Here is a 22,508-nt window from a genome sequence, read left to right on the forward strand (position 1 = left end):
TAGTCTTGCACCTTTGCGGAATATTTACCCAGCGGCTGCCGTTGTGAACAACAGGCACGGTGAAGACCGGGCCGCGGCATGGTGTTGCCGCTTCGCTGAACGGAGTTGGTTTTTTGACCTTGGTTAAGGACCGTGTGGGTCTGCTGGAGGCTGGCTATCCTGCACAGGGGGATTCCCGGAAGCTGACAGTAGACTTGGCAACGATGAGCACCATTGAACCGGCCGCAGCGGCCATGTACGAAGCAGCCGACTCGTCCCCGGAGGACAGCACAGCCGACGCATCGGTACCGGCCGACGTCGATATCGCCACGGAAACTCCCGAACAGCGGCGGGAGCGGTTTGAGCGCGACGCCATGCAGTACGTGGACCAGCTGTATTCAGCGGCGATGCGGATGGCACGGAATCCCTCAGATGCCGAGGACCTCGTGCAAGAGGCTTACACCAAGGCGTTTTCGGCTTTTCACCAGTACAAGCCGGGGACCAACCTCAAGGCCTGGCTCTACCGGATCCTGACCAATACCTACATCAACCTCTATCGGAAGAGGCAGCGTGAACCGCTGCAGTCAAACTCGGACACGATTGAGGATTGGCAGTTGGCAAAGGCTGAGTCGCACACCTCGTCCGGGTTGCGCTCCGCAGAGGCTGAGGCCTTGGACCACCTGCCGGATTCCGATGTCAAGAGCGCGTTGCAGGGCATCCCGGAGGAATTCCGGTTGGCTGTCTACTTCGCCGACGTCGAGGGATATGCGTACAAGCAGATTTCCGAAATCATGAACACCCCGATCGGCACAGTCATGTCGCGGTTGCACCGCGGCCGGAAGATGCTGCGGGACATGCTGGCGGATTACGCCGCAGAACGGGGCTTCAAGGCCCACACCGAAGACCAGGCCGCGGCCGGGAGCAACAATCAGGAGAAAGAGCAATGAGCGACTGCCAGGGATTGGGCGATTGCGACGATACACGGATGCAGCGGATCTATGAGTACCTCGACGGCGCATTGACCCGCGAGGACCTCACAGAGATCAAGCAGCACTTGGACACCTGCGAGGAATGTGCTGAGCAGTATGACCTTGAGTGCCTCATCCGCACCATGGTCAAGCGTTCCTGCACGGAGTCTGCGCCGGAGAACCTCAAGAACTCAATACTTGACCGGATCCACTCCATCAAGCCGGTGGAGGCTTGATTTAGCGCCGCTGATCCAGCAATGGACCAGGTAAAAGGCCACACACGCCAAGGGCCCCGGAAACCGTATGGTTTCCGGGGCCCTCGCTGTTAAGCCTTGACGCTAAGCCGGTGGCTTAGGTGTTGGGACGCTTGCCGTGGTTCGCGCCGCCGCGCTTACGGTCACGACGCTTACGTGCACGCTTGCTCATAGCTGGCCTCCTTCAATGATTGATACTCAATAGAGCTGCCCTCCAGTTTCGCACATCCGGGCGTTCGCTCGCGAACCGGACTGTACTGTTGTCAGCTCCGCAGGGAATTCCTGATGGAGATGCGGGCTTGGTCCAGGACTGCACGTACTGTCTCCAGCGTTACGGGATTCAGCGGGTGCGAGGCGCTGTGTTGACGCAGCTCCACGCGGATGTCATCGCGGAATGATTGAACCAGGAGCTCGGCCTCTTTGAGCATTCGGTGTCCTTCAGGGGAAAAGCCCGACGTTCTGCTTTGGAAGGTGGCGGCCGTCGCCGTGCTGCGCGCGGCTTCAGCTGTAGCGGCGAGATCTGCCTTCAGCCCACGCATGTTGGTTCTGATGTCTTCCCGCAGGTTGTCGGCCAGCCGCCGCACGGAGGCTGAGATATTATCCTCGACGTCGGCAAGCTCCTGCCGCCGACGGTTCAGTTCCGCCAGCCCCGCTTCCGTGATGAAGTACTTTGTTCGCCGGCCCTCCGTCTCGGTAGCCACAAGGCCTTCCTCCTCCAGTTTCCCGAGCCGCGGATAAATCGTCCCGGCGCTGGGGGAGTAGGTACCGCCGAACCGGTCACCCAATGCCTTGATGAGCTCATATCCGTGCTTGGGTCCTGACTCAAGCAGTGCCAGAAGGTACAAGCGCAGGGCGCCATGCGCAAAAACAGGAGGCATCAGAGACCAGCCTCCCCAGGCATCGGGCGGTCATTTTCGGATGCCGGCGCTGTACCGTGCATGATGTAAGTCTTGCCTGAGACCGTATTGGTCCGTACGAGCATGAGCCTCTCATCCGGACCAACAATGGTCTGCACTTTACTTCCGGGTTGGGCATACATCTGGTCATCAATGATGACGGTGCCGCTGGCGGACTTGGCAACGATGTCCAGGCCGATGTCGTGCGGCAGCCGGATGGTCAGGTCCCCTGACACCGAATTGGCTCCGAGGTCGTTTGTGTAGTCGTGGAGGTCGAAGCTGAGGTCCCCGCTCACCGTGCTTGCCCGGACGTTCTTGAACTTGCCTGAGGCGGTGACTTCACCCGAAACGCTCTTGGCGGTCAGGACGCCGTCGTGGTTTCTGGCGATGACCTCGCCACTGACGGTGTTGACGTGCAATTCACCGCTGGTGCCGTCGGCCATGACGGAGCCCGAAACTGTGTTGAGCCGGATCCGTCCGTTGATGCCGGAGACCATGCCATCGCCGTTTACTGTTCCCGCTTCGACGTCCACTCCACGCGGAAGCGCGATCCCGACCACTACGGAGTTGGTGCTGGTGTTGTTGACCGTACCCATCAGGTTTCGGAACCAACCTTGTGGTCCTTGGAGTTGGTGGCGTACCTCCAAGCGGCCGTTCACCAGCGTGATGGTCAGGGGGTCGCCGCTGATCTCGCTGACCTCGATCCGGACGAAGGGTTCGTCGTGGGTGACGACGTCGAACCTGCCCTTGACTATTCCAAGTTTGAGCGAGCGGACATCGTCCACATCAATTGTTTGTGGGCCCGTCACGGTCCAAAGCTCGTCAGACATGATCCCTCCAAATTGCGATATATCGCGTTGATGAAAACACGATATATCGCGAATGAAGGGAACGCAATGGTTTTCTGGGAGGGCTACTCCGGCTGGGCGATGTTAAGCCACTGGAACCAGCCGCGGTGCAGCACGAGCCACGCAATCAATCCGTAGCCGGCCTGTCCTGGTGTCCCCCCATTGGCTGCGAGGTCCGTCCTCCATTGCTCGTGGTTCAGCAACGGAGAGAAAGTGTCGACGTAGTGGTGGTTGCGGCGGGTGGTGACATCCGCAAATGCCGTGTTGAGATCGGCCAGGCGTTTGTTGCGCGCCGGATCAAGGGTGGGCGGAGGGCCCACCACGAACACTTCGACGCCACTGTGCGAGGCTCCATCAAGAATGTTTGCAAGGTTCAAACGGCTTCGCGCCGTTGAAAGCCCGAATTCCAGGTCACGGCCGGAGAGTCCTATGACCAGCCGGTTCTCGTGCGAGTCGCTGAAACGGCGGCCGGCTTCGTCCTGCCATCGCGAGGCCAAACCCTCTGTGCCTTCCATGGGGCAGGGGAGTGAGAAGCTTTCCACCACCACGGTGTCCTGGGGCGTACGGGCCAGCACTCTTCCCAGCCAACCCAAGGCGCGGGGGTCACCCAAACCGGCGAGCAATTCATCTCCTACAGCCGCAATGCGCAGCTTCCTGTCTTCCACGGTTACCTCTTCACACTCGTTACGGTCCTTGCACGGCTTTTGGATCTGCGGCCGGCTTGATGAACCGGGTACCTGTCCCATTAAACAGAACTGCCCGGCCGGAGGTGCATTGACAGCACCTCCGGCCGGGCAGTTTTTTTGGCTACTTGCGTTCGAACGCCTGCTTGATCAGGGCATCCTGCTCAGCAGCGTGGCGCTTCATGGAGCCTGCGGCGGTGGACGCAGACGCCGGACGCGACACGAGGCGGAGCCTGCGATCCAGCACCGGTGCCAGGTTCAGGCCCATGAACGGCCACGGACCCTGGTTGGCGGGCTCATCCTGCGCCCAGACGATGTCAGCGTTCGGGTACTTGGCGAGCTCTGCATCAATTTCGGCCTTCGGGAGCGGGTACAACTGCTCCACGCGGATAATCGCAGTGGAGGTGTCCCCGGACTTCTGTCGGTTGGACAGGAGGTCGTAATACAAGCGGCCGGAGACCAGGATGACCCGGTCCACGTTTGCGGCCTCTACCTCGGGATCGCTGATGACTGGCCTGAAGCCGCCCGTCGTAAAGTCCTCGACGGCGGACGCGGCGCCCTTGAGGCGCAGCAACTGCTTCGGCGTGAAGATGATCAACGGTTTGCGCGGACGGCTGTAGGCCTGGCGACGCAGCAGATGGAAGTGCGAGGCTGCCGTGGTGGGGTTGGCCACAATCATGTTGTCCTCGGCACAGAGCTGCAGGAACCGCTCGATGCGTGCGGATGAGTGGTCAGGCCCCTGGCCTTCGTAGCCGTGCGGCAGCATCAGGACGAGCGAGGAACGCTGGCCCCACTTCTGCTCAGCGGAGGAAATGAATTCATCGATGATGGTCTGGGCACCGTTGACGAAGTCACCGAACTGGGCTTCCCACAGCACCAAGGCGTCGGGACGCTCCACCGAGTATCCATATTCAAAGCCCATGGCCGCATATTCGGACAGCAGCGAGTCATAGATCCACAGCTTCGCCTGGTTATCCGAGAGGTTGCCCAGGGGCAGCCACTCATTGCCATTGGCGCGGTCGTGGAACACTGCGTGACGCTGCACGAAGGTACCGCGGCGCGAGTCCTGGCCAGCCAACCGGACGGGGACGCCCTCCATGATCAGCGAACCGAAGGCGGCGATCTCGCCAAAGCCCCAGTCAATGCCACCTTCACGGGACATCTGCTCACGCTTCTCCAGGAGCTGCTTGAGCTTGGAGTGAACCGTGAAGCCCTCCGGGATCTCCAGGTGGGCCTTGCCGATGCGGGCAAGGGTCTCGGGGGAGATCGCGGTGGAAGCCGGTGAGTTGGTTCCGAAGTCTGCCTGCTGGGCAATCGGGCGCTCGATGTCCGAGACAGCAGCAGAGTCAGCCGTGATGATCGGGATGGGGGAGGTCTGCGCCGCGTGAGTCTCAGCAAAGACCCGCTCGAGGCGTTCCTGGTAGTCGCGGAGCAGCTGCTCGGCTTCTTCCTCGGTGATGTCGCCACGACCGATCAGCGATTCCGTGTACAACTTGCGGACTGAGCGCTTTGCCTCGATCAGGTTGTACATCAGGGGCTGCGTCATCGAGGGGTCATCGCCCTCGTTGTGACCACGGCGGCGGTAGCACACCATGTCGATGACGACGTCCTTGTGGAAGCGCTGGCGGAACTCGTAGGCGAGCTGCGCAACACGCACCACGGCTTCGGGGTCGTCGCCATTCACGTGGAACACCGGAGCCTGGATCATCTTGGCAACATCTGTGGAGTACGTCGATGAACGCGAAGAGGACGGCGCCGTGGTGAAGCCAACCTGGTTGTTCACGATCACGTGGATGGTGCCACCGGTGCGGTAACCACGCAGCTGGGACAGGTTGAGGGTCTCGGCGACAACACCCTGGCCTGCGAATGCAGCGTCACCGTGAACCATGATGGGCAGGACCGGGAAGGACTCGCCTTGATCCAGTCGGTCCTGCTTGGCGCGGACGATGCCCTCGAGCACGGAGTCGACTGCTTCAAGGTGGGACGGGTTGGCGGCGAGGTAGACCTTGGTCTGCTTGCCGTTGTCCGAGGTGAAGGTGCCTTCAGTACCCAGGTGGTACTTCACATCGCCGGACCCCTGGACAGAGCGAGGGTCCTGGGTGCCTTCGAATTCACGGAACACCTGTGCGTACGTCTTGCCTGCAATGTTGGTGAGCACGTTCAGGCGGCCACGGTGGGCCATGCCGATCGCGACTTCGTCCAGGCCGTCGTCGGCAGCGTCCGAGATGACAGCGTCAAGGAGCGGAATAAGCGACTCGCCGCCTTCGAGGGAGAAGCGCTTCTGCCCGACGAACTTGGTCTGGAGGAAGGTTTCGAAAGCCTCGGCTGCGTTGAGCTTGGAAACGATGCGCAGCTGCTCTTCGCGGCTCGGCTTGGAGTACGGGTGCTCCAACTGGTCCTGGAACCACTTACGCTCCGCCGGCTCCTGGATGTGCATGTACTCGATGCCGGTAGTGCGGCAGTAAGCATCACGGAGTACGCCCAGGATGTCGCGGAACTTCAGCTGCGACTTGCCACCGAAGCCACCGGTAGGCCATTCGCGGTCCAGGTCCCAGAGCGTGAGACCGTAGGTCAGGACGTCCAGGTCCGGGTGCTTGCGCTGGACGTATTCCAGGGGGTCCGTGTCGGCCATGAGGTGGCCACGCACGCGGTATGAGTGGATGAGCTGCTGGATCCGGGCAACCTTGTTGATCTCATCTGCTGGGTCAACCTGGAGGTCAGGGCTCCAACGGACGGGCTCGTACGGAATGCGGAGGGCTTCAAAGATTTCGTCGTAGAAGTTCTGCGCACCAAGGAGGAGCTGGTGGACCAGCTTGAGGAACTCGCCGCTGCCTGCGCCTTGGATAACCCGGTGGTCGTAGGTGGAGGTCAGCGTGAGAATCTTGCTGATGGCGTTCTGGGCGATGATCTTCTCGCTGGCACCCTGGAACTCGGCCGGGTAGTCAAGGGCGCCGACGCCGATGATGGCTGCCTGTCCCTTGGAGAGACGCGGTACAGAGTGAACGGTGCCGATGCCGCCCGGGTTGGTCAGGGAGACCGTGGTGCCGGCGTGGTCGTCCGCCGTGAGCTTGCCGTTGCGGGCTCGCTTGATGAGGTCCTCATAGGTGTGCCAGAACTCGGCAAAGTCCATGGTCTCGGCCTTCTTGATGTTGGGAACCATCAGGAGGCGGGTGCCATCGGGCTTGGGCATGTCAATGGCGATGCCAAAGTTGACGTGGGCAGGCTGGACAGCGCTCGGCTTGCCATCAATTTCGTCGTAGTAGACGTTCATCGACGGGAACTGGGAGAGGGCGCGGACAACCGCGTAGCCGATGAGGTGCGTGAAGGACACCTTGCCGCCGCGGGCACGTGCAAGGTTGGAGTTGATGACAACGCGGTTGTCGATCAGCAGCTTGGCCGGAACTGCCCGGACGCTGGTGGCAGTAGGCACTTCAAGGCTGGTCACCATGTTGGTAGCGATGGCCTTCGCCGGTCCGCGAAGGACGGAAACGACGTCCTCCTCGGGAGCGGTGGGCGCCTTGGTGCTCTTGGGCAGCTGGGCAGGAATCGGTTGTGCAGCATTGCCGCCGACGGGCTTCTTTGCTCCATCCTTGGCAACCGTGGCCGGGGCTTTCTTCGCCGGAGCCGCAACTGCCGGTTCACCGGAAGCAGCAGCGGCAGGGGTGGTCGCAGGGGCAGCTTCAGGAGCGGCCGGCGCCGGTGCCGGTGCCGCTGCAGCCGGAGCTACCACGGGAAGTACTTGGGTGGGGGGATTGGCAGCGGTGGGGGCTGCGGAGGTTCCGTTGGAAGAAGTGCCGTCACCGGTGTCGAAGGATTCGAAGAGCGGCCACCACTTGGCGTCGACCGAATTCTTGTCCTGCTGGTACCGCTCGTACAGTTCGTCAACGAGCCACTCGTTTCCGCCAAATTCCTCTGGTAGACGGTGGCTGGGCTGCTCTGGCACTTGAAATACGCCTCTTCCATGAGTTTTGATTTCCCGCTGGTCAAGGTTGCTTTTCCGCAACAATGCACCAGGGTCCGGGTCCCGCGAACTCAGACCTTTGTCAGTCTAGTTAGGATCGTTGGTTAACTGCCAATAGTGGTGACCTAAATCATGTTGAGGCCGACGTAATGCTCCGGCGCTCCATTTCCCGGGGGGGAGGGACCGCTGCATGGGCCCGCGGAACCTGCCCTGTAGACTGAAACCCTTATGGACAGTAAATCTAGGTGCCGGCCTGGGAGCTGTCGGGGGAGCCGATCAGGCAACTCCGCACAGCGCACCCCTCGAGCCGGCAATACCCGTTCACATGCCCATCACGCGCCGGCGTTCCAAGCCGGTGGCGCCACGGACCATGCGTCTGCGGCACCCGATCAGCCTCCGCCTGGGCGAATCTCTCCCTCGAGGGCAAGTTCCGCACTGCAAGCGCCTGCCCTTGGAGGGAAGCGCTAAGTGGAATGGTTTCTCCTCCTTGCCGGCTTTGCCCTGATTCTTGGCACCGGCTTCTTTGTAGCAGTTGAGTTTTCCCTCGTTGCCCTGGACCAGGCGAGCGTTCAGCGCGCAGTAGACAACGGTGATCACGGCGCAGCTCCGCTGCTGAAATGCTTGAAGTCCCTGTCCACGCAGCTTTCCAGCTGCCAACTTGGCATTACGCTGACCACGCTCCTGACGGGTTTCGTGATGGAGCCCTCTGTGGGACAGCTCCTGGTGGGGCCCCTGGGCCTCCTTGGCCTCACCCCGGAAGTCGCACATTCCATAGCACTTGTTCTCGCAATGGCTTTCGCCACTCTGCTGTCGATGCTCCTGGGCGAGCTGGTGCCCAAGAACATGGCGATCGCCCTTGCTTTCCCGCTGGGCAGGAAGCTTGCCCGTCCGCAACTGATTTTCACGGCCATCTTCAAGCCCGCCATCGTCGTGTTGAACGGCTTCTCCAACAAGGTATTGAACTTGTTTGGGCTTGAAGCGAAAGAGGAAATCTCGGGGGCACGGACTCCTGCCGAGCTGGCTTCACTTGTCCGGCGTTCCGCGGAGCTCGGCACACTGGATGCAGGCACAGCAAACTTTGTGGCGCGAACCCTGAATTTCTCTGGCCGCACTGCGGCGGATGTCATGACGCCGCGCATCCGGATGGAAACGATTGACGCTGATCAACCTGTGAGCGACATCCTCGACGCCGCACGGCGGACTGGATACTCCCGTTTCCCGGTGATCGGTGACTCGGCCGACGACATCCGTGGGGTGGTCCATATTAAGAAAGCAGTTGCCGTGCCCGCAGATCGCCGGGCGAAGCTTCAGGCCGGGGCAATCATGACGGATGTGCTTCGCGTTCCCGAGACCATCCATTTGGATGCCCTCCTCTCCGAACTGCGCGAAGGAAACCTGCAACTGGCTGTGGTTCTGGATGAATATGGTGGCACTGCCGGGATCGCAACCCTCGAAGACCTGGTTGAGGAGATCGTTGGGGAGGTCTCCGACGAACACGACAAGGTCCGCCCGGGCCTCTTGCAGAGCGCATCCGGCGACTGGTACTTCCCTGGACTGCTGAGGCCGGATGAGGTATCCGAGCAAATCCCCAACCTGACTGTCCCCGACGAGCCTGCTTACGAAACTGTTGGTGGCTACGTGATGAGCAAGCTTGGTCGTATCGCGAAGGTGGGTGATGTGGTGGAGGCCGGGGGCGGCACGCTGACCGTGACCAGGATGGATGGTCGGAGAATTGACCGGATCTGCTTCCGCCACATTGAGGAAGATGAAGCGGCCGTTGAGGACACGCAGAATGATCGCCATGAAGCAGGTGCCGTATGAGTGACTGGGCAGGAATTGCCTGGCTCGTGGTTCTTTTGATCGGCAATGCTTTCTTCGTGGGTGCCGAATTTGCGATCATGTCCGCACGCCGCAGCCAGATTGAGCCTTTGGCGCAAGCTGGGTCAAAGCGGGCGCAAACTACGTTGCGGGCCATGGAAAGTGTGTCCCTGATGCTGGCCTGCGCCCAGCTGGGCATCACCGTGTGCTCGCTCTTGATTCTCCAGGTTGCCGAGCCGGCTATCCATCACTTGTTGGCGGAGCCGCTTGAGATGGTTGGCGTTCCGATGGAGTTGGCGGATGTCATCGCCTTTGCGATTGCGCTCCTCTTTGTCACGTTCCTGCATGTGACGTTCGGAGAGATGGTCCCCAAGAACATCTCGGTGTCCGTAGCGGACAAGGCGGCCCTGCTGTTGGCGCCGCCGCTGGTGTTTATCGGCCGCGTGGTCAAACCAGTGATCTGGACCCTTAACTGGCTTGCGAACCACATCCTCCGATTGATGCGGATCGAGCCGAAGGACGAAGTGTCATCTTCGTTCACCCTTGAGGAAGTCCAGTCGATTGTGCAGGAATCCACACGGCACGGCCTGGTGGACGATGACGCTGGTTTGCTCAGTGGTGCCTTGGAGTTCTCCGAACATACGGCGTCGCACATCATGGTTCCGTTGGACAAGCTGGTGGTGCTGAGGACAGCGTCGACTCCCGTCGAGTTGGAAAAGGCGGTCAGCCGTACCGGCTTCTCTCGCTTCCCCATGGTGGACGACGACGGCGAACTCGCCGGGTACCTGCACGTCAAGGACATCCTCTCCATACCTGAGGAGGGTCGCCGCCATCCGATTGCCGAGGGGCGGATCCGTTCCCTGGCGAACCTCTCCCCGGAGGATGAGATTGAGCAGGCGATGTCTGTGATGCAGCGGACAGGATCGCACCTGGCCCGCGTGGTTGGACCAGGCGGCGCGACACAGGGCGTTTTGTTCCTTGAGGACGTGATCGAGCAATTGGTGGGCGAGATCCGGGATGCTACGCAGGCCACGGGGATACGGCGCCTTGGCGGTCCGCAGACTCAGCAATAGCGGAAAGTTGAAGCTTGCGCCGGCCTCGGTGGTCGGCGCAAGCCCATCCTAAATAGGAATCATTCCCATTTAGGGCTAAGCTGAAACCCAACCAATAAATGTTTTTGATTCTCATTTGAGTAGATCCGAGGTTTCCGTGCGTCGTTCCGTCGCCCGCATGTCGTTGGCCGCTTCTGCAGGCCTTGCCGCCCTGTTGCTTTCATCCTGTTCCGGTAGCGCCGGGGCAGGAACCCCGTCGTCATCGACAGGAGCCATTGAAGTGGTGACCTCCACGAATGTTTACGGGGACGTCGTGAAGGCCATTGGCGGGGACAAGGTCAACGTGAACGCGATCATCACCAAGACGAGCCAGGACCCGCATTCCTACGAAGCCAGTGCGCAAGACAAACTGGTCATCTCCAAAGCCAAGCTCGTGGTGGAGAACGGCGGAGGCTATGACGAATTCCTCCACAAAATTGCCGATGAGACAAAGGTTGGCCACGAAAATATGATCAGCGCCGTTGAGGTCTCGGGGTTGGCTCCCGAAGAGGAAAGCCACAGCGAAGGCGCGTCCTCCGAAGAGGGCCACAATCATGACCACGGTGAATTCAACGAGCACGTCTGGTACAGCCTGGACACGATGGGCAAATTCGCCGACGCGGTTGCCAGCAAGCTCAGCAGGCTGGATGCGGCATCGGCATCGACGTTTACAACCAACGCGAACACTTTCAAGGCGAAGCTGACCGAGCTCAACGGGAAGCTTGCTGCCCTCAAGGAAGCCAACGACCACGCTCCCGTGGCGATCACCGAGCCCGTTCCTTTGTACCTGCTGGCAGCGGCCGGACTGGAGAACAAGACTCCGGAGGCCTACAGCGCAGCGATTGAAGAGGGAATCGATGTGCCGGCGTCGGTCCTGAAGGAAACGACAGACCTGGTGGGCTCCGGAGGTGTCCGGCTGCTGGCGTACAACGAACAGACGGAAGGGCCGCAGACCGAGTCCGTAAAGCGGGCTGCCGGGACTGCGGGCGTGCCGGTAGTGAACTTCACTGAGACCCTGCCGGAGGGCAAGGACTACGTGCAGTGGATGACAGACAACGTGGAATCGATCTCGTCAGCACTCAAGAAGTAGATTTCCTCACCTCCCCTGCGGTGGGGGCCCTGTTGGCGTCCTAAGATATTCAGGATGGCTGCGGGGCCCTCTGTCTCTTACCAGCACAGAATCCCGCACCAGCAAGGACTCCTGTACCAGCTCAGGCATCAAACGTAAGGCGCCGCCACTAGTTGCGTTCGCCAGCAACGCATGAATCGAGGACAACTTTTGACACCCGTAGTGAGCCTCCGCGGAGCGAGCCTTCAGTTCGGCAAGAGGACACTCTGGCGCGATCTTGATCTCGACATAAATCCGGGGGAGTTCTTTGCCGTCCTCGGCCCCAATGGCAGCGGCAAGACCAGCTTCCTGAAGGTCCTCCTGGGGCTTCAGGAATTGAAGTCAGGAACGGTTGCCTTGGGTGGGCATCCGGTGGAGCGGGGAAGCAAGCGGATCGGTTACATTCCTCAACAAAAGTCCTTCGCGCCGGATACGCCTTTACGTGCACGAGACCTGGTAGGGCTCGGCATTGACGGCCACCGGTGGGGTATGCGGCTGGCCTCAAGGAAGGTAAACCAGCGGATCGATGAACTGCTGGAGCTGGTGGGAGCCTCGGACTACGCGAAAGTGCCTGTGGGGCAGTTGTCTGGTGGAGAGCAACAACGGCTTCGAGTGGCCCAAGCCCTGGCCACGGAACCTCAGGTATTCCTTTGTGATGAACCGTTGCTGTCCTTGGACCTGCATCATCAGCAGGGCGTCAGTTCACTCATCAACGAACAATGCCATGCCCGGAACAGTGCCGTCGTTTTCGTAACGCACGAAATCAATCCCGTGATCGACTACGTTGATCGCGTGCTCTACCTGGCCGGCGGCCATTTCCGTGTGGGGACGCCACAGGAAGTCATGACTACTGAAGTTTTGTCCGAGCTGTACAACAGCCATGTGGAGGTCATCCACACCAACGGAAGGATCGTCGTCGTCGGGCTTCCGGACGCGACCACGCACTTCCATGACGACGCGCACGCGGCAGCTGGGCAGGAGTTCTAAATGGACCTCAATGGAATCCTGCAGACCATCTTTAACTTTGAGAACTACGGCGAATTGCTGGTGCTGGTTCAAAACTCCATTTGGGCCGGGGCTGTCCTGGGACTTCTTGGCGGACTCGTTGGCACGTTCGTGATGAAGCGGGACCTGGCGTTCGCCGTCCATGGCATCTCTGAGCTGTCCTTTGCAGGTGCGGCTTTTGCCCTGCTGATCGGTGCCGATATCATTTTCGGCTCGCTGATCGGTTCAGTCGCTGCGGCAGTGCTGCTGGGATTCATGGGTGTCAGGGCGCGGGACAAGAACTCGATCATTGGCGTCATCATGCCGTTCGGGCTAGGCCTGGGCATCTTGTTCCTTGCCCTCTACGAGGGCCGGGCCGCGAATAAATTCGGCTTGCTCACCGGCCAGATCGTTTCCGTGGACACCGTCCAGCTTCAGGCACTCGCGGGTACCGCGATCCTGGTGATGATTGCCCTCGTAGCGATCTGGCGCCCGCTCAGTTTTGCCAGCGTGGACCCTGAAATGGCTGAAGCGCGTGGTGTTCCCGTTCGCGGCTTGGCGATAGGCTTCATGGTGCTGCTGGGGGTCAGTGTGGCTTTGTCCATCCAGATCGTGGGTGCACTGCTGGTTTTGGCGCTGCTCATCACACCGGCCGCTGCCGCACTCAGGGTTACCACTTCACCACGCCTGGTGGTGCTTTTGAGTGTTGTGTTCGCGATCGCTGCCACGGTGGGTGGAATTCTGCTTGCCCTTGGCAGCCGCATACCCATCAGCCCCTATGTCACCACGTTGTCATTCCTTATTTACGTAGTGTGCCGGGTAATCGGGCGGGTGCGGGCCAACCGTGGCCTCAACGGCCGCGTATCACGGGAGCAGCCAGCCGGCGCTCTCTAGAGCTTTCCCGCGGCCTTCTTGGCTGTACATTCAGGACACAGTCCAAAGATCTCCACAGTGTGCGCCACCTCGGTGAAGCCATGCTCAGCGGCTGTTCGGGCCGCCCAGGTCTCAACCGCCGGGGCTTCAACTTCCACAGCTTTGCCGCAGTTCCGGCAAAGCAAATGGTGGTGGTGTCCGGTGACGGTGCAGCGTCGGTAGACGGCTTCGCCCTCCCCGTTGCGCAGGACATCAATGAGTCCATCATCGGCAAGTGACTGCAGGATGCGGTAGGCAGTGGCAAGGGATACGGAGATGCCCTTGTTCTGCAGAAGGCGGTACAGTTCCTGGGTGCTGACGAAGTCGTCCAATTCATCCAGCGCTGCGCTGACGGCCAGACGTTGCTTGGTGACGCGCTGCTCCTTGATGCCTGTCACGGCCGGCGAGGCTGGGCCGGTCGTGGCGGAATTGGTGCCTTGTGGCATTGAAAGACTCACTTCCCTGGAAACGCTGGCAAACCCCAATTTTACCAGCAGGGGAGGCTTGGAAACTGTCAGTGGCCGCCCCTAGGCTGTCACCATGAAGCTCACCAAGTTCACGCATGCCTGTATCCGGCTCGAAAAAGACGGGCGGGTCCTGGTCATCGATCCGGGCACGTTCTCTGAGGCCGAAGAAGCGTTGGCAGGTGCGCATGCTGTCCTTGTAACCCATGAGCACAACGACCATATTGATCGGCCGGCCGTGCTGGCGGCCCTGCGCAGCAACTCTTCGCTTGAGGTCTATGCGCCATTAGGTGTTGCAAAGTCCCTCATCGATGGAGCAGGAGTGGACGCAGCTGGATCCGAAACGTTGGCCAATCGCATCCATACGGTCGAACCGGGGTCCGATTTCGAGGCAGCGGGGTTCCCGGTGCGAACTTTCGGCGGCCAGCATGCCATTATCCATGCCCAGATTCCCGTGGTGTCCAACATCGGCTACCTTGTGGATGGGAACGTCTTCCACCCCGGTGATTCATTCGTGGTTCCGGACGGTATCGACGTCCAGACGCTGCTGGTGCCCATCCATGCGCCATGGTCCAAAGTGGGGGAAGTGGTGGATTTTGTCATCTCTGTGCGCGCGCCCCAAGCGTTCCCTGTCCATGACGGCCTGCTTAACGAGCTGGGCCGGGGGATCGTGGAAGGCCATGTCACACGGATCGGTGCCCGATACGGAACTACGTACACGCGACTCGCGCCCCATGAGTCAGTAGAGGTTTAAGCGGTCCACGCACCGGTTTCGTGGAAGCGGTCCAGGACCGCTTCGTACGGCGCGGGGTCCAGTCCTTTGCTGGCCAGCCAATCCGCGTCGTTATAGCTGCCGACGTAGCGGTCGCCGCCGTCGCACATGAGGGAGACGACGCTTCCCTTTCGCCCTTCCGAGACCATCTTGGCCACGAGTTGCCAGACGCCCCAAAGGTTGGTGCCCGTAGAGGGCCCCGCGTGCAATCCCGTGAGCTTACGCAGGTGTCGCATGGCCGCCACAGAGGCGGCGTCCGGGACTTGGATCATGTGGTCGATGACAGCCGGGACGAAGCTCGGCTCCGCGCGGGGACGGCCGATGCCTTCGATCCGGGACGGCAAACCCGTGGCGGCGGCAGCGTTGCCATCCCGCCATGCCGGGTAGAACGCAGAGTTCTCCGGGTCCACCACTGCGAGGCCGGTGCTGTGCCTGTTGTATCGCAGGTAGCGACCTATGGTCGCGCTCGTGCCGCCGGTTCCTGCGCCCACAACGATCCACTCGGGAACAGGATGCTCTTCCAGGGAGAGTTGCTGGAAGATTGATTCAGCGATGTTGTTGTTGCCCCTCCAGTCCGTGGCGCGCTCGGCGAAGGTGAACTGGTCCATGTAGTAGCCCCCGGAGGTTTTCGCTGTCTCCTCCGCCACGGCGTATACCTCTGAAGCGTGGTTCACCAAAAGGCAGGCGCCCCCGAATTCCTCGATGAGGGCGATCTTTTCCGGGCTGGTGGTCTTGGTCATGACAGCGATGAACGGCAAACCAATGAGCCGGGCGAAGTATGCTTCGGAGACCGCGGTGCTGCCACTGGAGGCTTCGACAATAGTGGTTCCCTCCGTGATCCAGCCGTTGACCAGGCCGTACAGGAACAGGGAACGGGCCAGGCGATGTTTGAGGCTGCCTGATCGGTGCGTCGACTCATCCTTGAGATAGAGCTGAACGCCCCAATGCTCGGGCAGGGGGACGGCGTAGAGGTGCGTATCCGCCGAACGATTGTTCTCAGCTTCGATCTTGCGGATGGCCTCGCTGGCCCAAACCCTGTCCTGAATGCACGAATTGCTCACCGGACAAGCCTACCGGCGGGGTGTGGAACGCAAGACTAGGCTGGAAGACCGGCATGGGTAGCAGAGCGCCCGCGCAGGCTTACCTGAAGGAGAGCAGATGACCATTCTGATGGACGCATCCGAAGTACACCGGCGGCTCGCGGCGGGGGAGCGCACGGTACTCCTTGACGTGCGCTGGGTCCTGGGCAGGACGGACGGGCACAGCCAATACTTGGAAGGCCACCTGCCAGGGGCGGTTTTCGTTGACCTGCCCAGCGAACTTGCGGACCACGCACAGCCTGCCCTGGGCCGGCATCCCCTTCCCTCAGTTGAAGGCTTCCAGCTTGCCGCGCGACGCTGGGGGATCAACGACGGCGACACCGTGGTCGCTTACGACAACAGCGGCAGTATGGCCGCGGCCCGCGCTTGGTGGATGCTGAGGAATGCGGGCGTGGAAACCGTCTACCTGCTCGACGGCGGACTGGCCGCCTGGCGTGCGGCAGGTCACCCTGTGGAGGCAGGCGAGGTGACGCCCGCGGTCGGGAATGTCACCTTGGCCGACGGCAAAATGCCAACGATCAATGAGGAGGAAGCTGCGCACTGGCATGAGCAGGGCGTACTGCTGGATGCGCGGGCCGGGGAACGTTACAGGGGCGAAATCGAACCGATTGACCCCCGCGCCGGACACATACCCGGCGCTGTCAGCGCACCGACCACCGAAAACCTCACCGCTGAAGGCAGGTTCCTTTCGGCGGAGGAACTGCGCAGGCGCTTTGCTGGCTTGGGAGCGGATGGCCCGGGCAACGTTGCCGTCTACTGCGGATCCGGCGTCACGGCTGCGCACCAGGTTGCTGCCCTGGAAATTGCGGGATACACCGCGGCACTCTTCCCTGGGTCATTCTCGCAATGGTCAAACAATGACACGAATCCCGTGGCCGTTGGGAGTGAACCATTCGAGGACGAACATGTAGGGAACGTTGGGGATGCTCCTGGCGCCCACGGGCAAACTGGCACGAGCACCGCTGCCGGGAGTAGCGTCGGATCATGACCCCTGGACGTCCCGTGCCCCCGCCGCTAGCGAAGCCAATTCCCAAAGACACAGCGAAGCCTGTTCCTGGGCAATCATCTGAACCGGCAGGTTCCACACTCGCGGCGGCGTTTGGCGCCACGTCCCCGGACAGCGGATTGGTACCGCTGACTGTGGCGCGCCGCGCGCCCAAGGAAGACGATGTAGAGATCGCGATCGAGTTTTGCGGTCTGTGCCACTCCGATGTTCATGCGACACGTGGCGAATGGCGTTTGCCACCCTATCCGCTGGTTCCGGGCCATGAGATCGTCGGCCGGGTAACGCGGGTGGGTGCTGCTGTGCAGAATTTCGCTCCGGGTGACCGCGTTGGTGTTGGCTGCCTGGTGGATTCCTGCCGGGAATGCGAGAGCTGCCTGGACGGACTGGAGCAGTACTGCGAGCGGGGAAATGTTGGCACGTACGGAGTTGCGGACCCGCGCAATGGCGACGCAATAACCCAGGGCGGATATTCGACGTCGGTGGTGGTTGACCGGCGCTTCGTGCTGCGTATCCCTGAAGCCCTGGACGCCGCAGCAGCCGCCCCACTGTTATGCGCCGGGATCACCACGTATTCGCCGTTGAGGTATTTCGACGTCGAAGAGGGAGATTCGGTGGGAGTAGTGGGGCTGGGCGGGTTAGGCCACATGGCTGTCAAGATCGCGAAGGCCATGGGCGCCGAGGTCACTGTGTTTACCACTTCTGAAGCGAAGTTCGACGCCGCACGGGAACTGGGGGCGGACCAGGTGGTGCTGTCCAGGGACGCCGAGGCAATGGCGGCTGCGAACCGCAGCATCGATGTCATCATTGACACCGTTGCAGCCCCGCATGACCTCAACCCCTACTTCCGCACGCTGCGGCTTGATGGGGCCCTTTTCCAGCTTGGGCTCCCCGCCGAAGACATGCCGCCTGTCAGCCCGGGGCTGCTTATCCGCCGTCGCCTGGCCTATGCAGGTTCGCTGATTGGTGGGATCGAGGAAACCCAGGAAATGCTTGATTTCTGCGCCGCGCATGGAGTTGCCAGCGACATCGAGATCGTAGGGGCAGACCAACTTAACGAAGCGTACGACCGCATGGTGGCCGGCGACGTAAAGTACCGATTCGTGCTGGACACCTCAACACTTCAGGAACCGTCAGAAAGGGCAGATGCATGAGCACGCTGTTCACCAAAATCATCAATGGGGAAATCCCGGGCCGTTTCGTATGGAAGGACGAGGACGTTGTGGCCTTCCTGACAATCGCTCCGATCACGCCGGGACACACACTGGTGGTGCCTCGTGAGGAAGTGGATTCCTGGACGCACGCCAGCCCGGAGCTTTTGGCCAAGGTCATGGACGTTGCCCAGAGGATCGGCAAGGTCCAGGAAGAGCTTTTCAGCGCCAAGCGCGTGGGTGTCCTGATGGAAGGCTTCGAGGTGGACCACTTGCACGTGCACATCTGGCCCGCCTATTCGATGGCGGACTTTGAGGTCCACAACGTGGACCATAACCCGGATCCTGCCGTCATGGATGCTACGGCTGTGAAGCTCCGCGCGGCCTTGCGGGCTGCCGGCCACGGGGACTTCGTACCTGAAGACTAACCGTCAGGCCGGCGCCAAGGCCTGGTTCAGCACCGTTCGGATGCGCTTCTCGGAAACAGAGTGGGCCGTGCCCAACTCGACGGCGAACAGGCTTACACGCAGTTCCTCGATCATCCAGCGCACCCGTGTTAATTCCGCACCTGCCCTGCGTCCGGGGAGCAACGCTGACACTGCGTCGTCGTAGTCGTCCTCCAGCGCCTGGACGATAGCCATATTCAATCCGTCGCGCTGAACGTTGCCAGGAAGCTTCTCCAGCCGCTTCTCTATCGCCTGCAAGTACCGTGGAAGCTGGCTCAGCTGCGCGTAGCCCGTCTGTGCCACAAAGCCCGGAAAGACCAACTGCTCCAGTTGGCTTTTCATGTCATTGAGGGCGCTGATGAGTGGCAGGCTGGCACTGGACTTCAGCTGCTTCTGGATCCGGCGGGTGCTCGCCAGGATGCGTTCGACGACGGCCGTCACTGTAAATACGGTATCGATCAGCTCTGCACGGACTACTTCATACAACGCATCGAAGGCTTCCTTATCCCAAGGCAGTGCCTCCGGGGTCAGTTTGTCGATGGCGGCGAGGGCACAGTCAGCGATCAGAGCACTTACCGAGCCGTGCGGGTTCTGGCTGAACGTCAGCTTTTCGGTGTTGCTGAGATGCTCCAGCACGTACCGGTCCGGTGAGGGAATCCGAAGTGCCAGGAGTCGGATTACGCCACCACGCATGGCCGCTTCCTGCTCCTGCTGGCTTTGGAACACGCGCAGGGCCACAGAGGTACCCTCATCCACAATCGCTGGGTAGCCAGTCACTGCGTGGCCCCTGACCGTTCGGGTAACTTGGCGTTGCACGGTCCCGAAGTCCCATTCGGTGATACCAGTACGTTCGGCCACGGCTCCTTGGGCTGGGTCGGCACTGGCGCGAACGTCAGGGCTGCTGGCGCTCCCTGCCGCGGAACCTGCGGTCTTGCCGTTTGAGGTCCCGGGGGCTCCGGTTCTTGTGCCGCTCTTGCCGCGGGCCGTCGTCGTGGGTGTTGCACCGAGCGATTCGGCGATTGCCCGTCGCGTGGCAGGGGCCAGTTGTTCTTGTAGTTGGGCAAGGTCCTTGCCTTCGTCCAGGACCTTGCCGTTGCTGTCCACTACCTTGAAGCTCACGCGAAGGTGGGGAGGCACTGCCTCCCAGTTCCATGATCCTGATGGGATGACGTGTCCACGGAGCCGGCGAAGAACCAGTTCCAAGGAGGACTCGAGTTCGTCAACGGCGGGATCGAAGTCTCTTTCCAAGGCCTCCGTAGCCTGACGGGCGACGTCAGGGGCAGGCACAAAGTTCTTCCGAACCTGCTTAGGCAGGGATTTGATAAGCGCTGTGACCAGGTCTACGCGTTGTCCCGGAATCTGCCACCGGAACGGTGCGTCGTCCAGTTGGTTCAGGAACAACACAGGAACTTCAGCGGTGACACCGTCTGAAGGATTCGGAGCAGACCCCGGAGCCACAGGATGGAACTCGTAGCTCAGCGGAAGTTCGAAGCCCTTGTGCAGCCACGTCTTGGGGTAGGCAGAGTCATCAAGGGCCTCGGCGTCCTCGCTCATCAAAAGCGACTGATCAAAGTCCAGCAGCGTTGGATCGGTTTGGCGGGCATCCTTCCACCATTTATCGAAATGCCGTTCGGACACGACGTCCGTGCCCACCCGGGCGTCATAGAACTCGAAGAGGGTCTGATCGTCCACCAGGATGTCCCGCCGGCGCATTCTGGTCTCAAGCTCTTCGATCTCCTGCAGGAGCGCGCGGTTGCGGTGGAAGAATTTGTGATGGGTCTTCCACTCGCCTTCCACCAGCGCGTGGCGGATGAAGAGTTCACGGGACAATTCCGGATCGATGCGGCCGTAGTTGACCCGCCGGTTCGGGATGATGGGCACGCCGTACAGCGTGACTTTCTCGTGGGCCATGACGGCCCCCTGCCGGGAGGACCAATGGGGCTCGCTGTAGGAGCGCTTCACGAGGTCCGGGGCTACCTGCTCCACCCACAAGGGATCGAACTTTGCCGCCACTCGTGCCCACAAGCGGCTGGTTTCCACCAGCTCGGCGGCCATGACGAACGCCGGCGATTTCTTGAACAAGGCAGAGCCGGGGAAGATCGCGAAGCGGCTGCCGCGTGCACCGGCGTATTCGCGCTTGCGCTCATCAAGAAGGCCGACGTGGCTCAGCAATCCTGACAGCAGGCTGATGTGGATTCCCTCGTTGTTGCCTACGGGATCAGCTTCACGCTTGTTGTCCAGCGTGATACCCAAGGGCTTGGCGAGTTGGCGGAGTTGGGTGAAGAGGTCCTGCCACTCCCTGACACGCAGGTAGTTGATGAACTCATTGCGGCACAGCCGCCGGAACTGCGTTGAGGACAGCTCGCGTTGCTTTTCCTGGATGTAGTTCCAGAGGTTGAGGAAGCCAGTGAAGTCCGAGTTCTCATCGCGGAATCGGGCATGCTTCTCAGCAGCGAGCTGCTGCTTGTCGGTCGGCCGTTCGCGAGGATCCTGGATGGTAAGGGCTGCTGCCAGGATCATCACTTCGCGGACGCAACCGCGTTTGCCGGCTTCGACAATCATGCGGCCGAGCCTTGGGTCGACGGGCAGCTGGGCCAGCTTCTGCCCGACGGTGGTGAGGCCACCGCCGCTGCTGCGGTTATCGCGGGGATCCTTGGACGCAGGCGTGCTCGAAGTAGCCGGGCTGAGGGCGCCAAGTTCGCGAAGGAGGGTGACGCCGTCGTTAATGGCGCGTGAATCAGGCGGTTCGACGAACGGGAAGTTCTCAACATCCTTGGGACCGCGGGCAACGCCCATGGCCGTCATCTGCAGAATGACCGCGGCCAGGTTGGTCCGCAGGATTTCCGGATCCGTGAACTGTGGACGGGACTCAAAGTCTTCTTCTGAGTACAGGCGGATGGCGATGCCCTCGGAAACGCGGCCACACCGCCCGGAACGCTGGTTGGCTGACGCCTGGGATACACGTTCGATCGGCAGGCGCTGGACCTTGGTCCGGTGTGAGTACCGCGAGATGCGGGCCGTGCCGGTGTCGATCACGTATTTGATGCCGGGGACAGTCAGCGAAGTTTCCGCCACGTTGGTGGCGAGGATGATGCGACGCTTTCCACCCGGATTGAATACGCGGTGCTGCTCTTGCAGGCTCAACCTGGCAAAGAGGGGCAGGACTTCCGTACCTGCCAGGCGCCGGTTGGTCTGGATGCGGCCATTGATGGCCTCGGCGGCGTCGCGGATTTCCCGCTCGCCGGAGAAGAACACGAGAATATCGCCCGGTGCTTCCTTGGCCAGTTCATCAACCGCGTCACAGACCGCATCCAACGGATCCCGGTCCTCTTCCAGTTCGTCATCGGAACCGTCCTCGTCGGACCCGGCAGGCTGTGACAAGGGCCGGTACCGGACCTCTACCGGGTAGGTGCGGCCGGAAACCTCGATGATGGGGGCTGGGGATTCCTCCGTGCCAAAGTGCTTGGCGAAGCGTTCAGGATCGATCGTGGCCGAGGTGATGATAATTTTCAGGTCCGGCCGCTGGGGGAGGACCCGCTTGAGGTAGCCCAGGATGAAGTCGATGTTCAGGCTGCGTTCGTGGGCTTCGTCAATGATGATCGTGCTGTACTTGCGCAGGAGTTTGTCCCGTTGGATCTCTGCCAGGAGGATGCCATCGGTCATGAGCTTGATCTTGGTCGATGCGCTGACCTCGCCAGTGAACCGGACCTGGAATCCAACTTCCTGGCCGATCTCGACGTCCAACTCGGACGCGATGCGCTCCGCAACAGTCCTGGCCGCCAGTCGTCGCGGCTGCGTGTGACCGATCAGGCCTTTGTCGCCCAGGCCCAGTTCCAAGCACATCTTGGGGATCTGCGTGGTCTTGCCCGAGCCGGTTTCGCCGGCAATGATGGTCACCTGGTTTGCGGCGATCGCCGCCATCAGATCCTCGCGGCGCTCGGATACCGGCAGCTCAGCGGGGTAGGAAATATGAAGTGTCATGGCTGCTGCCAGTCTACTGTGGCTTCCCGTCAACGTCCGCTGTCCCTGTCACATGTCCGCAAGCCTCACCGCTGCCCGCGCTGCCCGCC

19 protein-coding genes are annotated in these 22,508 nt (G+C 61.2%); 11 read left to right on the forward strand and 8 right to left on the reverse strand.

Annotated elements, in window-relative coordinates:
- Positions 1-113 precede the first annotated feature (113 nt).
- The gene (locus tag AC1DCM_RS11530) at positions 114-926 is read left to right on the forward strand and encodes a sigma-70 family RNA polymerase sigma factor (protein WP_477518312.1); all 813 of its coding nucleotides are present in this window, start codon (positions 114-116) and stop codon (positions 924-926) included.
- The gene (gene rsrA, locus AC1DCM_RS11535) at positions 923-1,183 is read left to right on the forward strand and encodes a mycothiol system anti-sigma-R factor (RefSeq protein WP_216923992.1); all 261 of its coding nucleotides are present in this window, start codon (positions 923-925) and stop codon (positions 1,181-1,183) included. Before AC1DCM_RS11530 ends, rsrA begins: the two co-directional genes overlap by 4 nt.
- Before the next feature lie 115 nt (positions 1,184-1,298).
- On the opposite strand, the gene AC1DCM_RS11540 is transcribed toward rsrA, so the two are convergent.
- The 5 genes from AC1DCM_RS11540 to AC1DCM_RS11560 form a co-directional block, all read right to left on the reverse strand.
- Entirely contained in the window at positions 1,299-1,373 is a 75-nt protein-coding gene (locus AC1DCM_RS11540; protein WP_369299106.1) for a 50S ribosomal protein bL37, read from the reverse strand.
- Between the two features lie 91 nt (positions 1,374-1,464).
- Complete coding sequence (locus AC1DCM_RS11545) at positions 1,465-2,079, reverse strand: PadR family transcriptional regulator (protein ID WP_442003816.1); 615 nt, start codon at positions 2,077-2,079, stop codon at positions 1,465-1,467.
- Positions 2,079-2,927 (reverse strand): DUF4097 family beta strand repeat-containing protein, encoded by an 849-nt coding sequence (locus tag AC1DCM_RS11550; protein ID WP_477518313.1) that lies wholly within the window; start codon positions 2,925-2,927, stop codon positions 2,079-2,081. The genes AC1DCM_RS11545 and AC1DCM_RS11550 overlap by 1 nt, the downstream gene beginning before the upstream one ends.
- Before the next feature lie 83 nt (positions 2,928-3,010).
- Positions 3,011-3,610 (reverse strand): GDSL-type esterase/lipase family protein, encoded by a 600-nt coding sequence (locus AC1DCM_RS11555; protein ID WP_216923989.1) that lies wholly within the window; start codon positions 3,608-3,610, stop codon positions 3,011-3,013.
- 142 nt (positions 3,611-3,752) lie between these two features.
- Positions 3,753-7,571, reverse strand: a complete 3,819-nt coding sequence (locus AC1DCM_RS11560) for a multifunctional oxoglutarate decarboxylase/oxoglutarate dehydrogenase thiamine pyrophosphate-binding subunit/dihydrolipoyllysine-residue succinyltransferase subunit (RefSeq protein ID WP_442003818.1) — start codon at positions 7,569-7,571, stop codon at positions 3,753-3,755.
- A gap of 486 nt (positions 7,572-8,057) precedes the next feature.
- Between AC1DCM_RS11560 and AC1DCM_RS11565 the strand changes: the two genes are divergently transcribed.
- From AC1DCM_RS11565 to AC1DCM_RS11585, 5 genes are all read left to right on the forward strand, one after another.
- Positions 8,058-9,410 carry a hemolysin family protein gene (locus tag AC1DCM_RS11565; protein WP_442018850.1) on the forward strand — a complete coding sequence of 451 codons (1,353 nt, stop codon included), beginning with the start codon at positions 8,058-8,060 and terminating at the stop codon, positions 9,408-9,410.
- Positions 9,407-10,480: a hemolysin family protein gene (locus AC1DCM_RS11570; protein WP_477518314.1), complete on the forward strand. Its 1,074-nt coding sequence runs from the start codon at positions 9,407-9,409 to the stop codon at positions 10,478-10,480. The genes AC1DCM_RS11565 and AC1DCM_RS11570 overlap by 4 nt, the downstream gene beginning before the upstream one ends.
- Before the next feature lie 136 nt (positions 10,481-10,616).
- The gene (locus AC1DCM_RS11575; RefSeq protein ID WP_477518315.1) at positions 10,617-11,588 is read left to right on the forward strand and encodes a metal ABC transporter solute-binding protein, Zn/Mn family; all 972 of its coding nucleotides are present in this window, start codon (positions 10,617-10,619) and stop codon (positions 11,586-11,588) included.
- 171 nt (positions 11,589-11,759) lie between these two features.
- Positions 11,760-12,593 carry a metal ABC transporter ATP-binding protein gene (locus AC1DCM_RS11580; protein ID WP_442018853.1) on the forward strand — a complete coding sequence of 278 codons (834 nt, stop codon included), beginning with the start codon at positions 11,760-11,762 and terminating at the stop codon, positions 12,591-12,593.
- Complete coding sequence (locus AC1DCM_RS11585) at positions 12,594-13,484, forward strand: metal ABC transporter permease (RefSeq protein ID WP_477518316.1); 891 nt, start codon at positions 12,594-12,596, stop codon at positions 13,482-13,484.
- On the opposite strand, the gene AC1DCM_RS11590 is transcribed toward AC1DCM_RS11585, so the two are convergent.
- A complete protein-coding gene (locus tag AC1DCM_RS11590; RefSeq protein WP_442003823.1) occupies positions 13,481-13,948 on the reverse strand; it encodes a Fur family transcriptional regulator in 468 nt (155 codons plus the stop codon). The two genes, AC1DCM_RS11585 and AC1DCM_RS11590, sit on opposite strands and share 4 nt — an antisense overlap.
- A gap of 94 nt (positions 13,949-14,042) precedes the next feature.
- Here AC1DCM_RS11590 and AC1DCM_RS11595 point away from each other — a divergent pair, with 94 nt between their 5' ends.
- A complete protein-coding gene (locus AC1DCM_RS11595) occupies positions 14,043-14,720 on the forward strand; it encodes an MBL fold metallo-hydrolase (RefSeq protein ID WP_477518317.1) in 678 nt (225 codons plus the stop codon).
- On the opposite strand, the gene AC1DCM_RS11600 is transcribed toward AC1DCM_RS11595, so the two are convergent.
- Positions 14,717-15,799 (reverse strand): PLP-dependent cysteine synthase family protein, encoded by a 1,083-nt coding sequence (locus AC1DCM_RS11600; protein ID WP_477518318.1) that lies wholly within the window; start codon positions 15,797-15,799, stop codon positions 14,717-14,719. The two genes, AC1DCM_RS11595 and AC1DCM_RS11600, sit on opposite strands and share 4 nt — an antisense overlap.
- Before the next feature lie 97 nt (positions 15,800-15,896).
- On the opposite strand from AC1DCM_RS11600, the gene AC1DCM_RS11605 reads away from it, so the two are divergent.
- The 3 genes from AC1DCM_RS11605 to AC1DCM_RS11615 are packed head-to-tail and all read left to right on the forward strand — an operon-like array spanning position 15,897 to position 18,420.
- On the forward strand, positions 15,897-16,826 hold the full coding sequence (locus tag AC1DCM_RS11605; protein ID WP_477518319.1) for a sulfurtransferase: 930 nt from the start codon (positions 15,897-15,899) through the stop codon (positions 16,824-16,826).
- Positions 16,823-17,995, forward strand: coding sequence for an NAD(P)-dependent alcohol dehydrogenase (locus AC1DCM_RS11610; RefSeq protein ID WP_477518320.1), 1,173 nt, complete (start codon positions 16,823-16,825; stop codon positions 17,993-17,995). Before AC1DCM_RS11605 ends, AC1DCM_RS11610 begins: the two co-directional genes overlap by 4 nt.
- On the forward strand, positions 17,992-18,420 hold the full coding sequence (locus tag AC1DCM_RS11615; protein WP_442018858.1) for an HIT family protein: 429 nt from the start codon (positions 17,992-17,994) through the stop codon (positions 18,418-18,420). The genes AC1DCM_RS11610 and AC1DCM_RS11615 overlap by 4 nt, the downstream gene beginning before the upstream one ends.
- 3 nt (positions 18,421-18,423) lie before the next feature.
- Here the strand turns inward: AC1DCM_RS11615 and hrpA are convergent, their stop codons facing one another.
- The gene (gene hrpA, locus AC1DCM_RS11620) at positions 18,424-22,419 is read right to left on the reverse strand and encodes an ATP-dependent RNA helicase HrpA (protein WP_477518321.1); all 3,996 of its coding nucleotides are present in this window, start codon (positions 22,417-22,419) and stop codon (positions 18,424-18,426) included.
- Positions 22,420-22,508 lie beyond the last annotated feature (89 nt).

The sequence above is a fragment of the Paenarthrobacter sp. 10N417 genome (assembly GCF_056394745.1).